15 protein-coding genes are annotated in these 15,745 nt (G+C 63.8%); 13 read left to right on the plus strand and 2 right to left on the minus strand.

Going from position 1 to position 15,745, the window contains the following annotated elements:
* Positions 1–29: 29 nt before the first annotated feature.
* Positions 30–638, plus strand: a complete 609-nt coding sequence (locus FHS03_RS25430) for an IMPACT family protein (protein WP_183443699.1) — start codon at positions 30–32, stop codon at positions 636–638.
* Between the two features lie 9 nt (positions 639–647).
* On the opposite strand, the gene FHS03_RS25435 is transcribed toward FHS03_RS25430, so the two are convergent.
* On the minus strand, positions 648–1,856 hold the full coding sequence (locus FHS03_RS25435) for a glycerophosphodiester phosphodiesterase (RefSeq protein WP_183443750.1): 1,209 nt from the start codon (positions 1,854–1,856) through the stop codon (positions 648–650).
* Positions 1,857–1,981: 125 nt separating this feature from the next.
* On the opposite strand from FHS03_RS25435, the gene FHS03_RS25440 reads away from it, so the two are divergent.
* The 4 genes from FHS03_RS25440 (at position 1,982) to FHS03_RS25455 (ending at position 4,826) form a co-directional block, all read left to right on the plus strand.
* Complete coding sequence (locus FHS03_RS25440; RefSeq protein WP_183443700.1) at positions 1,982–2,515, plus strand: GNAT family N-acetyltransferase; 534 nt, start codon at positions 1,982–1,984, stop codon at positions 2,513–2,515.
* Between the two features lie 73 nt (positions 2,516–2,588).
* The gene (locus FHS03_RS25445) at positions 2,589–3,218 is read left to right on the plus strand and encodes a hypothetical protein (RefSeq protein WP_183443701.1); all 630 of its coding nucleotides are present in this window, start codon (positions 2,589–2,591) and stop codon (positions 3,216–3,218) included.
* Positions 3,219–3,242: 24 nt separating this feature from the next.
* Positions 3,243–4,166 (plus strand): DUF945 family protein, encoded by a 924-nt coding sequence (locus tag FHS03_RS25450; RefSeq protein ID WP_183443702.1) that lies wholly within the window; start codon positions 3,243–3,245, stop codon positions 4,164–4,166.
* Positions 4,167–4,265: 99 nt separating this feature from the next.
* Positions 4,266–4,826, plus strand: coding sequence for a hypothetical protein (locus FHS03_RS25455; RefSeq protein WP_183443703.1), 561 nt, complete (start codon positions 4,266–4,268; stop codon positions 4,824–4,826).
* A 50-nt stretch (positions 4,827–4,876) separates the two neighbouring features.
* On the opposite strand, the gene FHS03_RS25460 is transcribed toward FHS03_RS25455, so the two are convergent.
* Positions 4,877–6,451, minus strand: coding sequence for an oleate hydratase (locus FHS03_RS25460; RefSeq protein ID WP_183443704.1), 1,575 nt, complete (start codon positions 6,449–6,451; stop codon positions 4,877–4,879).
* 190 nt (positions 6,452–6,641) lie between these two features.
* Between FHS03_RS25460 and FHS03_RS25465 the strand changes: the two genes are divergently transcribed.
* The 8 genes from FHS03_RS25465 to FHS03_RS25500 all read left to right on the plus strand — a co-directional run bounded on the left by FHS03_RS25465 (position 6,642) and on the right by FHS03_RS25500 (position 15,737).
* Positions 6,642–6,842: a DUF2970 domain-containing protein gene (locus FHS03_RS25465; protein WP_183443705.1), complete on the plus strand. Its 201-nt coding sequence runs from the start codon at positions 6,642–6,644 to the stop codon at positions 6,840–6,842.
* Between the two features lie 129 nt (positions 6,843–6,971).
* Positions 6,972–8,372 carry an L-cystine transporter gene (locus FHS03_RS25470; RefSeq protein ID WP_183443706.1) on the plus strand — a complete coding sequence of 467 codons (1,401 nt, stop codon included), beginning with the start codon at positions 6,972–6,974 and terminating at the stop codon, positions 8,370–8,372.
* A gap of 163 nt (positions 8,373–8,535) precedes the next feature.
* Positions 8,536–9,783, plus strand: a complete 1,248-nt coding sequence (locus FHS03_RS25475) for an efflux RND transporter periplasmic adaptor subunit (RefSeq protein ID WP_183443707.1) — start codon at positions 8,536–8,538, stop codon at positions 9,781–9,783.
* 16 nt (positions 9,784–9,799) lie between these two features.
* Positions 9,800–10,462 (plus strand): ABC transporter ATP-binding protein, encoded by a 663-nt coding sequence (locus tag FHS03_RS25480; RefSeq protein WP_183443708.1) that lies wholly within the window; start codon positions 9,800–9,802, stop codon positions 10,460–10,462.
* Between the two features lie 9 nt (positions 10,463–10,471).
* A complete protein-coding gene (locus FHS03_RS25485) occupies positions 10,472–11,710 on the plus strand; it encodes an ABC transporter permease (RefSeq protein ID WP_183443709.1) in 1,239 nt (412 codons plus the stop codon).
* Positions 11,710–12,912: an ABC transporter permease gene (locus FHS03_RS25490; RefSeq protein WP_183443710.1), complete on the plus strand. Its 1,203-nt coding sequence runs from the start codon at positions 11,710–11,712 to the stop codon at positions 12,910–12,912. Before FHS03_RS25485 ends, FHS03_RS25490 begins: the two co-directional genes overlap by 1 nt.
* A 24-nt stretch (positions 12,913–12,936) precedes the next feature.
* Positions 12,937–14,331, plus strand: coding sequence for a sigma-54-dependent transcriptional regulator (locus FHS03_RS25495; protein WP_183443711.1), 1,395 nt, complete (start codon positions 12,937–12,939; stop codon positions 14,329–14,331).
* Positions 14,328–15,737: a sensor histidine kinase gene (locus tag FHS03_RS25500; RefSeq protein ID WP_183443712.1), complete on the plus strand. Its 1,410-nt coding sequence runs from the start codon at positions 14,328–14,330 to the stop codon at positions 15,735–15,737. The genes FHS03_RS25495 and FHS03_RS25500 overlap by 4 nt, the downstream gene beginning before the upstream one ends.
* The last annotated feature ends 8 nt before the right edge of the window (positions 15,738–15,745 follow it).

The following is a 15,745-nucleotide window of genomic DNA, read 5'->3' on the forward strand; positions in this document are numbered from 1 at the left end:
AAATTCCGGAACCATAAACCGCAACAGCAATGCCTCAAACAATAAGCGCAGCCGTCCACCACGAGCTGCTGATCAAGAAAAGCCGTTTCATCGCCTGCGTCCAGCCTATGAGCGACCGCGCCGCCGCGCAGGCGGTGGTGGCAGGCTTGCGCGCCCAGCATCCGGGCGCGGCCCATGTGTGCTGGGCCTTGCTCGCCGGCGGACAGTCGGCGGCGGTGGATGACGGCGAGCCAAGCGGCACCGCTGGCCGCCCCATGCTCGATGTGCTGCGCCACCAGGACCTGGAAGGCGTGCTGGCGACGGTGGTGCGCTACTTCGGCGGCGTCAAGCTCGGCGCGGGTGGTTTGGTGCGCGCCTATACCGACAGCGTGGCGCAAGCCTTGCTGCAGGCGGAGAAAGTCGCCATCGTCAAACTGCGCCAGCTGCGCTGCGTGGTGCCTTACGCGATGGAGGGCATGCTGCGGCGCGAGCTGGAGCTGGCCCAGGCCAGCCTGCTCGACGTCAGCCATGGCGACAGCGTGACCCTGGCTTTCAGCCTGCCCGCCGCCGACGCCCTCGCCTTGCAGGGCCGCCTCAACGAAAGCGGCAACGGCCGCGTGCTCTGGCTCGACGATGAAGAGCCTGAGGACGCGGCATAAGGCTGCGGCTTAGTTGTTGTAGCCGATTTCCTTGAAGTAGTCGCTGCGCGCCTGCAAGGCGGTGTCGGCGAAATCCGAGAACAGGCCGTCCACGCCCAGGGCATAGAAGTGCTTGTATTCGGCTTTCGGATCGCCCTTGTAGTCGCTGGCCAGGCGGCGCTTCTCGTTGCGGAAGGTATAGGGGTGGACGAACAGGCCCGCCTTGTGGGCGTCGCTGACCAGGGTGGTGGCCGGCAGGGTCACAGCGTCGGCCTCGTTCACCTTGCCGTCGCCGTTCACGTCCGCCACCTTGCCGTCCGTTCCGACCGTGCCTTTGACGCTGACGATGTAGCGCTTCCATGGGCCGATACCGTCGGCATAGGATTTGATCTCGGCCAGGCCGGCCGGCGTGACCATGGCGCTGAACAGGCGCTTGTCGCCGGCCAGTGCCCAGTCGTAGGGACGGTCATACGGCGCGGCGAACGTCAGCGTGCCGGTTTTCAGGTCGACGTCATCGGCGTCGATCAGCTGCACCAGCTTCAGTTTCGAGCCTTTGCTACGGATGTATTTCAGGCTGCCCGGTTCGAAGGACTGGATGAAGACCGGCGCGCTGGCATCGTTCCAGCCGGCGGCGGAGAGCAGCGCCAGCAGCTTGTCTTCCAGCGGCAGGCCAAGCTGGCGGTGGAAGGTCGGATTCTTGGTCTCAGGGTAGATGGTGATGGTGCGGCCGCTCTTCTTGATCATGTCGACGATTTCCTGGATCGTCGCGATCTTGTACTTGCCGTTGAACTGCTGCGGACGTTCGGCGTCGGTGGAGGTGCCGCCCAGGGTTTTGATCTCGGCCAGCGTGAAGTCGCTGGCGAACCAGCCTTCCTGCACCTCGCCATCGACATTCACGGTGCGCTTGCGCGCCGCGAATTCAGGATGGGAGGCGACGTCGGTGCTGTACGCCAGATTCGGATCGTGGCGGGCGATCAGCACGCCGTCCTTGGTGCTGATGACGTCCGGCTCGATGGCGTCGGCGCCCATCTCGATGGCTTTGGCATAGGCCTCCACCGTCTCTTCCGGAATATAGCCGCTGGCACCACGGTGGGCCACGACCATGGCGGGCTTGCCGTCCAGGGTATTCAGCTTGACCGGGTTAATGCTGTCGCTGCCGCCGCAGGCGCTCAGGGCCAGCAGGGCCGCGCACAGGCTGGCGTTTTTCAGTTGGAACCCTACGATCTTCTCTTGCTTCATCATTATTGCATCCCTTGCTGTGTTTTTGATAACGGCATTCTAGGGATGCCAGATGACAGCTTCATGACGGCAAGCCAAGCGTGCGTCTGCTACACTGCCAGCAGTTTTTTTCCTCCCCCAGAAAAATGATCGAACTGAAAACCCTGCGCTTGCGGGATTTCACGGACGACGATATCGGCCATGTGTTTGCCGGTCTGTCCCATCCCGATGTCATCCGTCACTACGGCGTGTCTTACGCCACCCTGCAGGAATGCCAGGCGCAGATGGCCTGGTTCAAGTCACTGCGCGACAACGATAGCGGCCAGTGGATGGCGCTGGAGGCCTTGTCCGGCGGCGCCTTCCTCGGCGCGGTCGGCGTCAGCTCGCTGCTGCGCCAGCACCATAGCGCCGAACTGGGTTACTGGCTGCTGCCGCAATTCTGGGGGCATGGCTATATGCGCGAGGCGCTAGCCGGCTTCCTGCGCCACGCCTTCTCGGAGCTGGGCCTGCACCGTATCAGCGCCGTGGTGGAGGTCGATAACACGGCCTCGCGCAAGCTGCTCGATGCGCTCAACTTCACCATGGAAGGCGTGCAACGCGACTGCGAAATCAAGCATGGCAAATACATTTCGCTGCTCAGTTACTCGCTGTTGAGCAGCGACCCGCAAAGCCCGTACTAAAATCCATAAAATTTCCCCATGGAAATTCTATGGTATGATTGCATATTAATCAATTTTGCAATCAAGGGTTTTTATGCTGCTTATCTGGGGAAAACGTAACTACGGCGCGGTCGAAAAGGTCGGCAAAATGGCGGTCAAAACCCGCTTCGGCCATTTCTGGTATCTGCCGCTGTTCCCGACGCAAAGCTTCTACATCAATAGCGAGAACGACACCGGCTACGATCTGCGCAAGATCCACTGGCGCTCGGTGCTGTGCGCGTATCTGCGCGTGTGGATGCCACTGCTCTTCATCATGGGCGTGTTCGCCGCGCTGGACGGCATCGGCGTGATCAGCGCCGCCGTGCTGCTGTTGTCGGCCGCAGGCTTCATCGCCAGCTTCAAGCTGGGCAAAAAATTCGCGCGCGCCGAGAGCGAGCAGGTGCGCGAAATCATGGACAAGCACTTCGGCATCGCCATCGATCCGCTGGAATGCAAAAACAGCATGGCCGAGCACATTGACCTGCGCGCGCGCGAACTGACCGGCGCGCCCGTGGCCGAAGGCTGGTATCGCCAAGTGTTGAAAGACCTGTTCAGCGCGCCCGACCTGATCGAACTGGCCATTCTGCGCGCCCGCTGCGAACAGCTCGACACCGAGCTGCAACTGCAGGTCTGCCGCAAGCTCAATCCGCAAAGCGCCAACGCCGCACTGGCCGGCGCTGTATAAGCGACAGAGAATCAAGAGAGAACCATGAAACACGCACTTCTTCGCAACACCTTCCTGCTGGCGGCGCTGGCACCGCAAGCCTTCGCCGCGCCAGCGCCGGCAAAGGAAAAAGTCATTACCGTGCCCACCCTGTCCATGTCGGCGCAGGACAATACGCAACTGATCATCGCGCCACGCGAAATCCGCACGACGGGTCCGCGCGGCGCGGACGAACTGTGGTTCGGCAATGCGCGGGTGGATATTCCCTCGGTCTATTTTTCCCTGGCGACGCTGGAGCTGAAATTCGGCGCCATCCAGCAAAATGTACGCACCACCACGCGCGGCAAGCTGGCCGATTCGCAATCCGATACCCGTCTGGCCTCGGTCGAAGTTTTCGGCCAGCGCATCGAGGATGTGCACCTCGGCGTGCGCTTTGAAAAATTCGACCTGGCCGAAATGCACAAGGTCGAAAAGGACGCCGCCTTCCTGAGCAACGCCTTCACCAGCATCGAAGCGTTCAACGCCAAGCGCGGCAACGTGCTGATGGCCATGGCGCGTTCCGCCGCGCGCCACGGCAGCCGTGTCGTGCTGGACGATTTCAGCCTGAGCTACAAGAACTTCCGCGCCCGCATGACGGGCCATTTCGGCTTGCGCGATGCCAGCGAGAAGGATCTGGCGTCGATACAGCAGATCTTGAAAAAAGTGGACGGCCGCATCGAAATCAGCGTGCCGGCCGGCATTCCGCGCGCCATGTGCCAGGCTTTCGTGCATACCGTGCCGAACATCAAAGGCACAGCCATGGAGCGCTGGCAGCAGCAACAGAACTGCTACCAGGCCGCCATGACGAAGATCGTAGGTGAAGGCTGGGCGCGCATGGATGAAGGCGTGCTGCGTTCCTCCATCGTCATCAGCCAGGGCAAACTGAACGTAAACGGCAAAAGCACCGAAGTTAATTTGAGTATTGATTAAAGCCGCAAAGCCACCTCGCGCACGGTTACAAAGTGCGTGTTTTCGCCCTTGAAGCCGGGTGTATAGTTGGCCGCTTTCAGACCAAGGGAGGAAAGCGACGTGACACTCAAGGCGACACAGGCGGAACTCTATGCAATGGAGGGGGTGGCGCCCATCCTGGCGGGCGAGCATTCCTGCATACTACGCAAGACGCTCAAGCACAATCTGGATAATAAGGCGATCCATATCGGCACGCCGCTGATCATGTATGTGGCCCAGGGCCAGCAATTCATCAGCGACAGCGCGGGCCTGCACTATGTGGTCGATGAAGGGCAGATGGTCTTCCTGTCGCCGGGGACCTACAACGTCAGCCACCGCGTTACCGCGCACGCCAGCTTCGATGCAATGCTGCTCTTTATCGACCGCCAACTGGTGGAGAAATGCCTGAGCGATGTGGCGACGGATAATCCGCCGCCGAGCGACGACGGCAAGCGCATCCTGTATGCGGGAGAACAGATCCGCCGCTATATGGATGCACAGGAGTATGTGTACCGCAATGCCTGCAGCAACGATGCGCTGCTGGAGTTGAAACTGCTGGAACTGCTGCACCTGATCGCGCTGCAAGACCCGGCGCAGCAGCTGCTGCGCGCCATGCTGTCCGAAGACAGCGATTCCGCCTGAAACGGCGGACTGCACGCAAGGCGCCTGCGGCTGCAGGCGCCCTTCCCCGCTTACTTGAAGGCCTTGATCAAGGCGTCGATCTTCACTTTCACCGAATCGTCGTGGCGCTGGATGGGCGGCACTTCGCGCTCCACGTTCAGCAGCTCATACACGGCCATCTGCGCCGCGCGCACTGAATACTCGACGGTGAACACCACGTCCTCCGGCACTTCCACGAACTGGCTGACGAACGCCAGGTTCTGCGAATTCTTCGGCACCGGCAGCGGACGGTCGGCATGGGCGCGCGGCATGAACATGCTGGTGATGTAAGGCATGCGGCATGGGATGCAGTTTGCCGCCGCCATCAGCTCGTCGTAGTCGAAGTTCAGGTGGCCGCACAGCTCGCGCAGGATCTCTTCGCCGCTGCACTCGGCCATCGGCTTGGCGACGAAGTTGCCGACGCGGTCGGGATGCAAGCCATAGCCCCAGAACACCTTCACGCCTTGCGGCTGGTTGCGGAAGTGCGGCTGGTAGGCCAGCACCACCGACATGAACCAGTTGGAATCCTTGAAGGTCACCAGGCCGCCGGTGCCGGCGCGGTTGCCGGTAAAGCGTTCCATGGCGTCGAAGAATTTGCTGTCCTTCAGCGTCACGGTGAAGGATTCCCACCATGCTTCCGGAATGCTGGAGTTGAACGCGGCCGGATTGCCGAATTCGGGACGGCCTTCCGCCAATTTTTCCCACAAGTCCCAGCCGCCGCTATCGCGCTTGGTCAGCTTGGCCGGCGCATGGCACATGCTGCCAAAGCTCGACGCATCGGTCATCGAGGCGTTCTGCACGAAGACCAGATCGTCCGGCCCCACGGCCAGCGTGGCTTCGGCGCCGCCGCGCAGGTAGCGGATGCCGGTGACCACATGCTTGCCGTCCTGCTGCACGATATCCAGGTCGGTGACGCGCGATTGCAGCTGCACCTGCACGCCCTGGTCGGACAGCCAGTGCCATAGCGGACGCACGAAGGAATCGTACTGGTTGAACACGGTGCGCTTCACGCCGGCCAGGGTTTCGATGCGCGAGAACTCCAGCATGAAGCGGTGCAGGTAACGGCGGAATTCGACGGCGCTATGCCATGGCTGGAAGGCGAAGGTGGTGGCCCACATATACCAGAACTTGGTCTCGAAAAATTCCGGCGACAGCCAGTCGGTGATGGCGCTGGCGCCCAGGGCTTCCTCATCGGCCTCGGTCAGGCGCAGCAGTTCCAGGCGGTCGTTCATCGAGAAGCCCATGGATTCGACGCACAGCTTGAAGCGGTTGCGGTCCACCAGGCGGGCGCGCGAATGCGACTGGTTCTTCTGGTTGAATTCCAGAGTTTCCTCGAACACGGTTTTGCCGGCGTGGTCGATGGATGGAATGGTTTTGAACAGATCCCATGTGCACTCGTAGTTATCGGTGGTGAGCATGCGGCCGCCGCGCAGGCGGTAGCCTTCTTCGGCATTGCCGCCGCCATCCAGGCTGCCGCCCGGCACGGGCAGCTCTTCGAAAATGGTGATGTTCTTGCCCGGGATGCCGGCGTCGCGGATCATGAAGGCCGCCGCAGCCAGGGAACCGATGCCACTGCCGACCAGATACGCTTTGATGTTCTTGTTCATACCTACCTCCTATCAAAAATCTTGATTCATAGTAACAACTTTGCTCACACATGAAGATTGATCTAGATCAAATCCGCCCGGCTTAGAGGGTTTCATCTGATCTGGTCGATTTGGCGGCTTTCTGCGTCTGTTTATTTCCCTGAAAGCAAGAGAAAATGCGATCGTCACAGCAATCTGTAAGGAGATCCCCATGTCCATTCCCACCAAGCGCGGTTTCGGCGAAACCATGATTGCCGTGGCCTGGTCCTTTATCGGCCTGCGCCGCAAGCGCGACTTCGACAAGGACGTTGAGGCGCTGAATCCCCTGTATGTGATCGGCGCCGGCCTGATCGGGGTCGCCGTGCTGGTCGCCACCCTGATTTCCATCGTGCGTATGGTGGTGAGCGCATAAGCTAATGCGCTCAGCGAGAATAGCCGGTAGTTAGCGGCAAAAAGACGGAAAAAGGATGGATCCAGGGCAGACGCCCGCCGCCGATTCACTATAGAATCACCCTTTCCGCAAACCTGAATCAAGGTGCCCATGGCTATTCAAGTGATCCTCAACCTGGCGGTGGCTGTCGCCATCCTGGCCTTCCTCTACCGCCAGCAGGCGCGCCACGCCACCTTCACGGTACGCGTGTTCAGCGCCCTCGGCCTGGGCGTCGTGCTCGGCGCCGGCCTGCAAGCCGTGTACGGCGCGGCCAATCCGATTCTCGCCAGCACCGGACAGTATCTGGACATCGTCGGCACCGGCTACGTGAAGCTGCTGCAGATGATCGTCATGCCGCTGATTATGGTGTCCATCATCGGCGCCATCCTCAAGCTCAAGAACGCCAGCTCGCTGGGTAAGATCAGCGCCCTCACCATCGGCATCCTGATGCTGACTACCGTGGTGGCGGCCGCCATCGGCATCCTGATGGCCAAGCTGTTCGGCCTCTCCGCCGCCGGCCTGACTTCGAGCGCGGCCGAAGTGGCGCGCGGCGCCTACCTGCAAGGCAAGCTGCCCGACGCCCAGGCGATCTCGCTGCCGAGCATGATCATCAGCTTCCTGCCGGCCAATCCTTTCCTCGACATGACGGGCGGGCGCAAGACTTCCACCATCGCGGTGGTCATCTTCTCCATCTTCATCGGCATCGCCGCCACCGGCATCGCGCAGAAAAAGCCGGACGAATTCGCCGCCTTCGAGCGCTTCATCCATGTGGCGCACACCATCGTCATGCGCCTGGTGACGATCGTGCTGCGCCTGACGCCCTATGGCGTGTTCGCGCTGATGGCGCAGGTGGTCGCCACGTCCAGTTATGCCGACATCCTGAACCTGATCGGCTTCGTGCTGGCCTCCTACTGTGCGCTGATCCTGATGTTCGGCGTGCATCTGGGCCTGATCTCGGCCAGCGGCCTGAATCCGCTGCGCTTCGTGAAAAAGATCTTCCCGGTGCTGGTGTTCGCCTTCACCTCGCGCACCAGCGCCGGTTCGATTCCGATGAGCGTGCAGACCCAGACCCGGCGCCTGGGCACGCCGGAAGGCATCGCCAACTTCGCCGCCTCCTTCGGCGCCACCATCGGCCAGAACGGCTGCGCCGGCATCTATCCGGCCATGCTGGCGGTGATGATCGCGCCCACCGTCGGCATCGATCCGTTCACCATCGGCTTCCTGCTGCCGCTGCTGGCCATCATCATGGTCGGCTCGGTCGGCGTGGCCGGCGTGGGCGGCGGCGCCACCTTTGCCGCGCTGATCGTGCTGTCCTCGCTCGACCTGCCGGTGGCGCTGGCCGGCCTGCTGATTTCGATCGAGCCGCTGATCGATATGGGCCGCACGGCGCTGAATGTGAGCGGCTCCATCACGGCCGGCACCATCACCAGCCGCGTGCTGGGCGAAACCGACCTGGCCGTCTTCAACCGCGACGACGATACCGGCAACGACAGCGAAACGCTGGCCGCCTGAAACTGCCCGGAAACGGACACCCCTGGCCGCTGACGGGCATTGCCCGCAGCGGCCTTTTTCTTGCCCGCTTCCCGTAAAGCCTGCAACGGCAGGCTTTACGCGATTTCGGCAAAGCTGGCACGGAGCTTGCAATATAGGCTGTATTGCAACCGACTTCGAGATCATGGACTTTGCCATCTCCCCTTCCACCGTGCAGCGCCGCAAGCGCCTGCTGCTGCTTGGCGGCGGCGCCGCGCTGGCGCTGGCCTGCGCTGCCGTGTGGGCCATCAACCGCGCCGTCACGCCCAGCGTGCCGGCCGCCGACCTGCTTATCGCCGAGATCAAGCGCGGCAGCATCGCCGACACCATCAACGCGTCCGGTCTGGTGATTCCGGTGCATGAGGAATTGCTGCCCAGCCCCGTGCAGAGCCGGGTCGCCAAAGTCCATGCGCGCGCCGGCCAGCAGGTGAAAACCGGCGAGCTGCTGCTGGAACTGGACAGCCGCCTGGTCAAGCTGGAGGCCGAGCGTCTGAAGGAACAACTGGCGCAGCAGGAAAACCGCGTGCTGGCCTTGAGCCTGGAGCTGGAACAGAAGCGCAAGCAGCTCACCAGCGCCATCGAATTGCTGGAACTCGACCTGCAAAGCGCGCGCGCCAAGCTGCAGCGTTCGCAGATGCTGCGCAAGGCCGGAGGCATCTCGGCCGAAGATATGCTGACCGCGGAACTGAACGTGCAGCGCATCGAGATCCAGCTGCGCCAGCACCGCGAGCAGATCGAGGACAGCAAACGCAGCACGCGCAGCAGCATCGAAGGCGCCCAGCTGCAAAAGAACATCCTCGGCAAGCAGCTGGCGCAGCAGGAGCAACTGCTGGCCCAGACCCAGGTGCGCGCCCCGTTCGACGGCATGCTGACCTGGCTGGCGCAGGAGGAAGGCGCGGCGGTCGGCGTTGGCCAACTGGTGGCCAAGGTTTCGGACCTGCACAATTACCGCGTCGAAGCCTCACTCTCCGATTACCACGCGCGCAGCGTGGCTCCGGGTCAAAAGGTGCAGGTCGAGCAAGGCAATCTGCTGCTGGCCGGCCAGGTGCAGACCATCCTGCCGGAAATCCAGAACGGCACCGTCAAGCTGCTGGTGACGCTCGACCAGCCCCGGCACCAACTGCTGCGCAACAAGCTGCGGGTGGACGTCAATATCGTCGCCAGCCGCCGCGACGGCGTGCTGGTGGCGCAACGCGGTCCCGCCATCAACGGCAAGGGGCGCCAGGCCGTCTTCCTCGTTCGCGACGGCGTGGCGCGCAAGACCGAAGTCGAGATCGGCGCCAGCGATGGCAAGGCCGTGGAGATCAGCACCGGCGCCCAGGCCGGCGAGCGCCTGATCGTCTCCGACATCAGCCGCTACAAGGAATACGCAAGCTTCCGTGTCACCAATTAAATCCAAGGAAAACGAAATGATACGACTGGAAAAAATCAGCAAGACCTACCAGACCGACAAGGTGCAGACCCTGGCCTTGAAGGATATCGACCTGCATGTGCGGCAGTCCGAATTCGTCTGCATCATGGGACCTAGCGGCTGCGGCAAGAGCACCCTGCTCAACCTGATCGGCCTGCTCGACCGGCCCGGCCAGGGCAGCATCCATATCGGCGGCAAGCCGGTCAACTCCTACCGCGACCGCGATGTGGCGCGCCTGCGCAACCTGACCTTCGGCTTCATCTTCCAGAGCTTCCACCTGATTAACGACCTGCGCGTGATCGACAATGTGGAACTGCCCCTGCTCTACCGCAGCGGTTCGGCGGCCGAGCGGCGCGCGCTGGCGCGCGAGGCGTTGGAACGCGTGGGCCTGGGCGCACGCATGGACCATTATCCGAACCAGCTCTCGGGCGGCCAGCAGCAGCGCGTGGCCATTGCGCGCGCCATCGTCGGCCGGCCCCAGGTCCTGCTGGCCGACGAACCGACCGGCAATCTGGACAGCAAGATGGGCGAGGAAGTGATGGACATCCTGCTCAAGCTCAACCGCGAAGGCACGACCATCGTCATGGTCACCCACGACGAGCAGGAAGCGCGCCGCGTGAACCGCATCGTGCGCGTGTTCGACGGCCAGCTGGTCGCCTAAGGGGACGCCATGCTGAGAAATTATCTGCTGACCGCGTACAAGGTCTTTATGCGGCGCAAGCTGTTCACCGCCATCAACCTGCTGTGCATCGTGCTGACCCTGGTGGTGCTGCTGGTGGTCACGGCCCTGGCGCAGGAAGCTTTTTATCCGCGCGGCGTGGAAGGCAAGAGCGAGCGCATGCTGCAAGTGATCGAGCTGCGCGGCAGCGATGCGACCGAGCAGCGCGTGCGCACCTCGCCGCCCGGGTTCAAGCTGATCGACAAATACCTGAAGAAGGTGCCCGGCGTGGAAGCGGTCGCGGCGGTCACCATGCCGGAGCGCGTGTCGGTGTACCAGGGCGCGCAGCGCAGCGAACTGATGCTGCGCCATGCCGACGCCGACTACTGGCGCATCATGAATTTCCGCCTGCTGGCCGGCCGCTTGTTTACGGCCGACGATGTGGAGCAAGGCCGCTTTGTCGCCGTCATCAACCAGTCCACCGCACGCCAACTGTTCGGCGGCGAGGCGCCGCTGGGCCGCAAATTCAGCAGCGCGGGCCAGAGCTTCGCGGTGATCGGCGTGGTGGAAGACGCCATGCACCTGAACGCCCTGTCCGATATCTGGGTGCCGGTCACGACCTACCCTTCCACCCAGTACCGCGAGCAAATGTGGGGCAATTTTTCGGCGCTGCTGCTGGCGCGCAGCGTCGACGATCTGCCGCGCATCCGCCGGGAAGTGAAACAGATTGCCAGCGAAGTGAGCTTCGACGATCCGCGCGAATGGGCCAAGGCGCAGATGTGGGCCGACAGCAAGCCCGACCTGTATGCCCGCACGCTGCTGCAGCGCGAAGGCGACGATGGCGGCGGCAATCTCCTGCTGACCGGCTTAGGCGGACTGATGCTGCTGTTCATGCTGCTGCCGGCCTTGAATCTGGTCAACCTGAATATGGGCCGGATCCAGGAGCGCAGCGCCGAGATCGGCGTGCGCAAGGCCTTCGGCGCCAGCAGCGCCCAACTGGCGGCCCAGCTGGTGCTGGAAAATATTCTGCTGTGCCTGGCCGGCGGCCTGCTGGCGCTGGGCGGCGCCGCGCTGGCCCTGCACTGGCTGGAACTATCGGGACTGGTTCCCTATCTGCGCGTCAGCCTCAACCTGGCCGTGTTCGGCTGGGGCTTGCTGATTACCCTGGTCTTCGGCGTGCTCTCCGGCGTGCTGCCAGCCTGGAAAATGTCGCGCCTCGACCCTGTCCACGCTTTGAAAGGAGCCCTCTGATGCTGCGCCATCTGCTCAAACTGATCTGGAAACGCAAGAGCCGCAACCTGATGCTGAGCGCCGAGATTCTGCTCGCCTTTCTCATCGTCTTCGCCATCGCCGCCTTTGCCGCGCGCAACTACCAGCTCTACCATCTGCCGCTGGGCTTCGACCACCGTGCGTTGTGGTCGGTGACGCTCCGGCCGTCCGACAATGCGCCGATCGATCCGGCCAGCGGCATCTACACGCAATTGCGCGGCAGCCTGCAGAGCCTGCCCGAAGTGGAGCAACTGGCCTTCCTCACCTTCTCGCCCTACCGTACGGCCCGCATGAGCGGCACGGTGGCCCTGCCGGATGGCAGCCGCGCCCAGAACAGCCATCTCCAGCTGGTCAGCGACGACCTGGCCGCGCTGGCCGGCGTCAAGCTGGTGGAAGGCCGCGGCTTTTCGGCTGCGGACGATGGCGCCGCCATGACGCCGGTGCTGATCAACCGGCGCATGGCGCACAATCTGTTTCCGGGACGTTCGGCCCTGGGCCAGCTGTATGTCGAAGTCAACCCGAATAAGGCCGAGGAAAAATCGTTCCGCGTGGTGGGCGTGGTCGAGGACTTTCGCAGCCATGGCGAGTTCATGGCACCGGTCAACTATGTATTGAAGCGTTTCTCGCCCCTGAGCGACAAGGATGGCCCGGAAACCGTGCTGCTCAAAGTACGCCCCGGCACCGAGCGCGCTTTCGAAGCGCGCCTGGAACGCCAATTGAAACTGTTGCGCAATGACTGGCACTATGAAATCAAGCCGCTCGGCGAAATGCGCGAGGACCGGCTGCGCAGTTCCATGATCCCGCTCGCCATCTTGAGCGTGGTTGGCGCCTTCCTGCTGGCGATGGTGGCCTTCGGTCTGTTCGGCGTGCTGTGGCAGAACACCAGCCAGCGCATCCCCGAGATCGGCCTGCGCCGCGCCTTGGGCGCCAGCGCGGCCGCTATCTACCGCCAGATCATGGCCGAGCAATTGCTGCTGTCCTCGCTCGCCATGCTGGCCGGCCTGGCCTTGCTGGTGCAGCTGCCGCTCACCGGCGCGCTGGGCGAAAGCCTGAACTGGCAGGTGTTCCTGGCGGCGGCGGGGCTATCGATGCTGCTTATCTATCTGCTATCCTTGCTGTGCTCGCTCTACCCGGGCTGGCGCGCCAGCCGCCTGCATCCGGCGGCGGCCCTGCATTACGAATAAACCAGCAAGGATAGAAGAAGATCGATGGATTCTCCGCGCAAGCCCCGCATTCTGATTATCGATGACGACAGCGCCGTGCTGGTGTCGCTGCAACTGCTGCTCAAGCAAGCCGGTTTCGAACCGCAGGGCTGCGACGATCCGCTCCAGGCGCTGGAACTGCTGGCGCGCGAGCCCTTCGAGTTGGTGCTGCAGGATATGAATTTCTCGCTGCAGACCAGCGGCGCCGAGGGCCTGGAACTGCTGGCGCGCATCCGCCAGGACTGGCCCGGCCTGCCCGTGCTGCTGATGACGGCCTGGGGTTCGATCGCGCTGGCGGTGAAAGGCATGCAGGCCGGCGCCGCCAACTTCTTCACCAAGCCCTGGGACAATACCCAGTTGGCCGAACTGGTGCGCTCGACGCTGGCGCTGGCCGCGCCGGCGGCGCAAGCCTGTCCCTCGCGCCAGGAACTCGACGGCAAATACGATTTCCGCGCCCTCGTCGGCGAGCATCCCAAGCTGCTGCGCGTGCTGGGCACCATCGCCCAGGTGGCGGCCACGCGCGCGCCGGTGCTGATCCTGGGCGAAAGCGGCTGCGGCAAGGAACTGGTGGCCGACGCCATCCACCGCAACAGCCCGCGCGCCGCGCTGGCGCCGGTCAAGATCAATATGGGGGCCATCACCTCCACCCTGTTCGAGAGCGAGATGTTCGGCCATGTGAAAGGCGCGTTCACCGACGCGCGCAGCGAGCGCAAAGGCCATATCGCCGCCGCCCACGGCAGCACCCTCTTCCTCGACGAGATCGGCGAATTGAACCGCGCCGACCAGGTCAAGCTGCTGCGCGTGCTGCAGGACCAGCGCTATCTGCCGGTGGGCGCCAGCCGCAGCGAGCAGGCCGACGTGCGCGTGGTGTCGGCCACCAACCGCGAGCTGGCCGAGCTGGTCGCGACCGGCGAATTCCGCGAAGATCTGTATTACCGCCTGAACCTGATCACCATCCGCCTGCCGCCGCTGCGCGAACGGCGCAGCGATATTCCACTGCTGGTGCGCCATATCACGGCCGAACTGGCGGCCAGCTACGGCTTGCCCGATGCCCAACTGGCGCCGGCGGCGCTGGACTGGCTGGCGGCCCAGCCCTGGCCCGGCAATATCCGCCAGTTGCGCCAGACGCTGGAACGCACCATGCTGCTGGCGGGCCGGCCGCAACTGGGCCTGGCCGACTTCCTCGCCGCCGGCCAGCACGACGAGGCGGCCGGCGCGCGCGGCCTGGGCACCGATGGCATGACGCTGGAGCAGGTCGAACGGCAAATGATCGCCAAGGCGCTCGACCAGCACCAGGGCAATATCTCGCGCGTGGCCAAGACCCTGGGCCTGAGCCGCACCGCGCTGTACCGCCGCCTGGAACGCCACGGGCTGGGCGCGGCCGCCCAGGAAGACGCATGAGCCTGCGCGGCAATCTGGCCAGCCTGGGCCGGCGTTTCTCGCTCTACCTGATCGTGCTGCATGCATTGCTGTTCGGCCTGGCCGTACTGCTGCTGCGCGAACGGCCGCTCTTCTTTCTCGGCGCCGAGGCGCTGATCCTGGCCAGCCTGGTGCTCGGCATCGGCCTGAGCCGGCGCGCGCTGGAGCCGCTGGGCTATACGGCCCGCTTCCGCGACTTGCTGCAGGAGCAGAACTACGCGGCGCGCCTGCTGCCGGGCAGCGGCAGCGAACTGCAGGAACTGGCGGCGCTGTTCAACAGCCTGCTCAGCAGCCTGCACCAGGAGCGCCTCAAGCTGGGCGAGCAGCAAGGCTTTCTCGACCGCCTACTCGAAGCGACACCAAGCGCCGTCATCGTGCTCGATTTCGACGGCAAGATCAGCCTGATGAACGCCTGCGCCCAGAGCCTGCTGGCACTCGACGCGGCGCCCGGCAAGCCGCTGCGCGCCTGGCTGACCGGCGAAGCGCGCTGCCTGGGCGAAGCGGGCAGCGCGGCGCAGGCGCGCAGCCTGGCGCTGCTGGCCGCGCTCGATGCGTTGCCGGCCGGCGAAAGCCGCCTGTTCAGCGATCCGGACGGGCGGCGCTACCGCGGCCAGCGCGGCCAGTTCTTCGACCGCGGTTTCGCCCGCCATTTCCTGCTGATCGACGAGCTGACCGAGGAACTGGAAAACTCGGAACGCGCCACCTATGAAAAACTGGTGCGCGTGCTGGGCCATGAAGTCAACAACACCGTCGCCGCCACCGGTTCCGTGCTCGATTCCCTGCTCTATTACCGCAGCCAGCTGACCGAGCGCGACGGCGAAGACTTCGGCACGGCGATCAATGCCGTGAAGCGGCGCAATGCGCGCCTGGGCGAATTCATCGAACGCTTCACCCGCATCGTCAAGATGCCGGCGCCGGAACTGCGCCCGGCCTCGCTGCAGGCGATCGCCGAGGACATCCTGTGGCTGTACCGCGAACCCTGCCGCAGCCGCGGCATCGCGCTCGGCTGGGAGGTGTGCGAGGAGATCGCCGCGCTGCCGCTCGACAGCCAGTTGCTGGAACAGGCGCTGCTCAACATCGTCAAGAATGCCATGGAGGCGGTGGAAGAATCCATGCGCGACAGCGGCCAGGCCAGCGGCTATGTGCGCCTGGCGCTGCGGCGCGAAGGCGGCGGCGCCCGCCTCAGCATCGCCGATTCAGGCGGCCGCCTGGGCCTGGTGCCGCCGGGCCAGCTGTTCGCGCCCTTCTTCAGCACCAAGAAGGAAGGCCAGGGCATCGGCCTGCTCTTCGTGCGCGAGGTGCTGACGCGGCACGGCTTCCCCTACCGCCTGGCCGTCGCCCCCGACGGCGCCACCCGTTTCGATATCTGGTTGCCGGCCGCCGCCTGATCTGCCGG

This window comes from Pseudoduganella violacea (assembly GCF_014191875.1).
Taxonomy (GTDB): domain Bacteria; phylum Pseudomonadota; class Gammaproteobacteria; order Burkholderiales; family Burkholderiaceae_D; genus Rugamonas; species Rugamonas violacea_A.

Coding starts and splice junctions, on each gene's coding strand:
- FHS03_RS25450 (WP_183443702.1), top strand. CDS start 3,243: ATGAAACACGCACTTCTTCGCAACACCTTCCTGCTGGCGGCGCTGGCA.
- FHS03_RS25445 (WP_183443701.1), top strand. CDS start 2,589: ATGCTGCTTATCTGGGGAAAACGTAACTACGGCGCGGTCGAAAAGGTC.
- FHS03_RS25485 (WP_183443709.1), top strand. CDS start 10,472: ATGCTGAGAAATTATCTGCTGACCGCGTACAAGGTCTTTATGCGGCGC.
- FHS03_RS25475 (WP_183443707.1), top strand. CDS start 8,536: ATGGACTTTGCCATCTCCCCTTCCACCGTGCAGCGCCGCAAGCGCCTG.
- FHS03_RS25440 (WP_183443700.1), top strand. CDS start 1,982: ATGATCGAACTGAAAACCCTGCGCTTGCGGGATTTCACGGACGACGAT.
- FHS03_RS25480 (WP_183443708.1), top strand. CDS start 9,800: ATGATACGACTGGAAAAAATCAGCAAGACCTACCAGACCGACAAGGTG.
- FHS03_RS25495 (WP_183443711.1), top strand. CDS start 12,937: ATGGATTCTCCGCGCAAGCCCCGCATTCTGATTATCGATGACGACAGC.
- FHS03_RS25465 (WP_183443705.1), top strand. CDS start 6,642: ATGTCCATTCCCACCAAGCGCGGTTTCGGCGAAACCATGATTGCCGTG.
- FHS03_RS25470 (WP_183443706.1), top strand. CDS start 6,972: ATGGCTATTCAAGTGATCCTCAACCTGGCGGTGGCTGTCGCCATCCTG.
- FHS03_RS25460 (WP_183443704.1), bottom strand. CDS start 6,451: ATGAACAAGAACATCAAAGCGTATCTGGTCGGCAGTGGCATCGGTTCC.
- FHS03_RS25490 (WP_183443710.1), top strand. CDS start 11,710: ATGCTGCGCCATCTGCTCAAACTGATCTGGAAACGCAAGAGCCGCAAC.
- FHS03_RS25430 (WP_183443699.1), top strand. CDS start 30: ATGCCTCAAACAATAAGCGCAGCCGTCCACCACGAGCTGCTGATCAAG.
- FHS03_RS25435 (WP_183443750.1), bottom strand. CDS start 1,856: ATGAAGCAAGAGAAGATCGTAGGGTTCCAACTGAAAAACGCCAGCCTG.
- FHS03_RS25500 (WP_183443712.1), top strand. CDS start 14,328: ATGAGCCTGCGCGGCAATCTGGCCAGCCTGGGCCGGCGTTTCTCGCTC.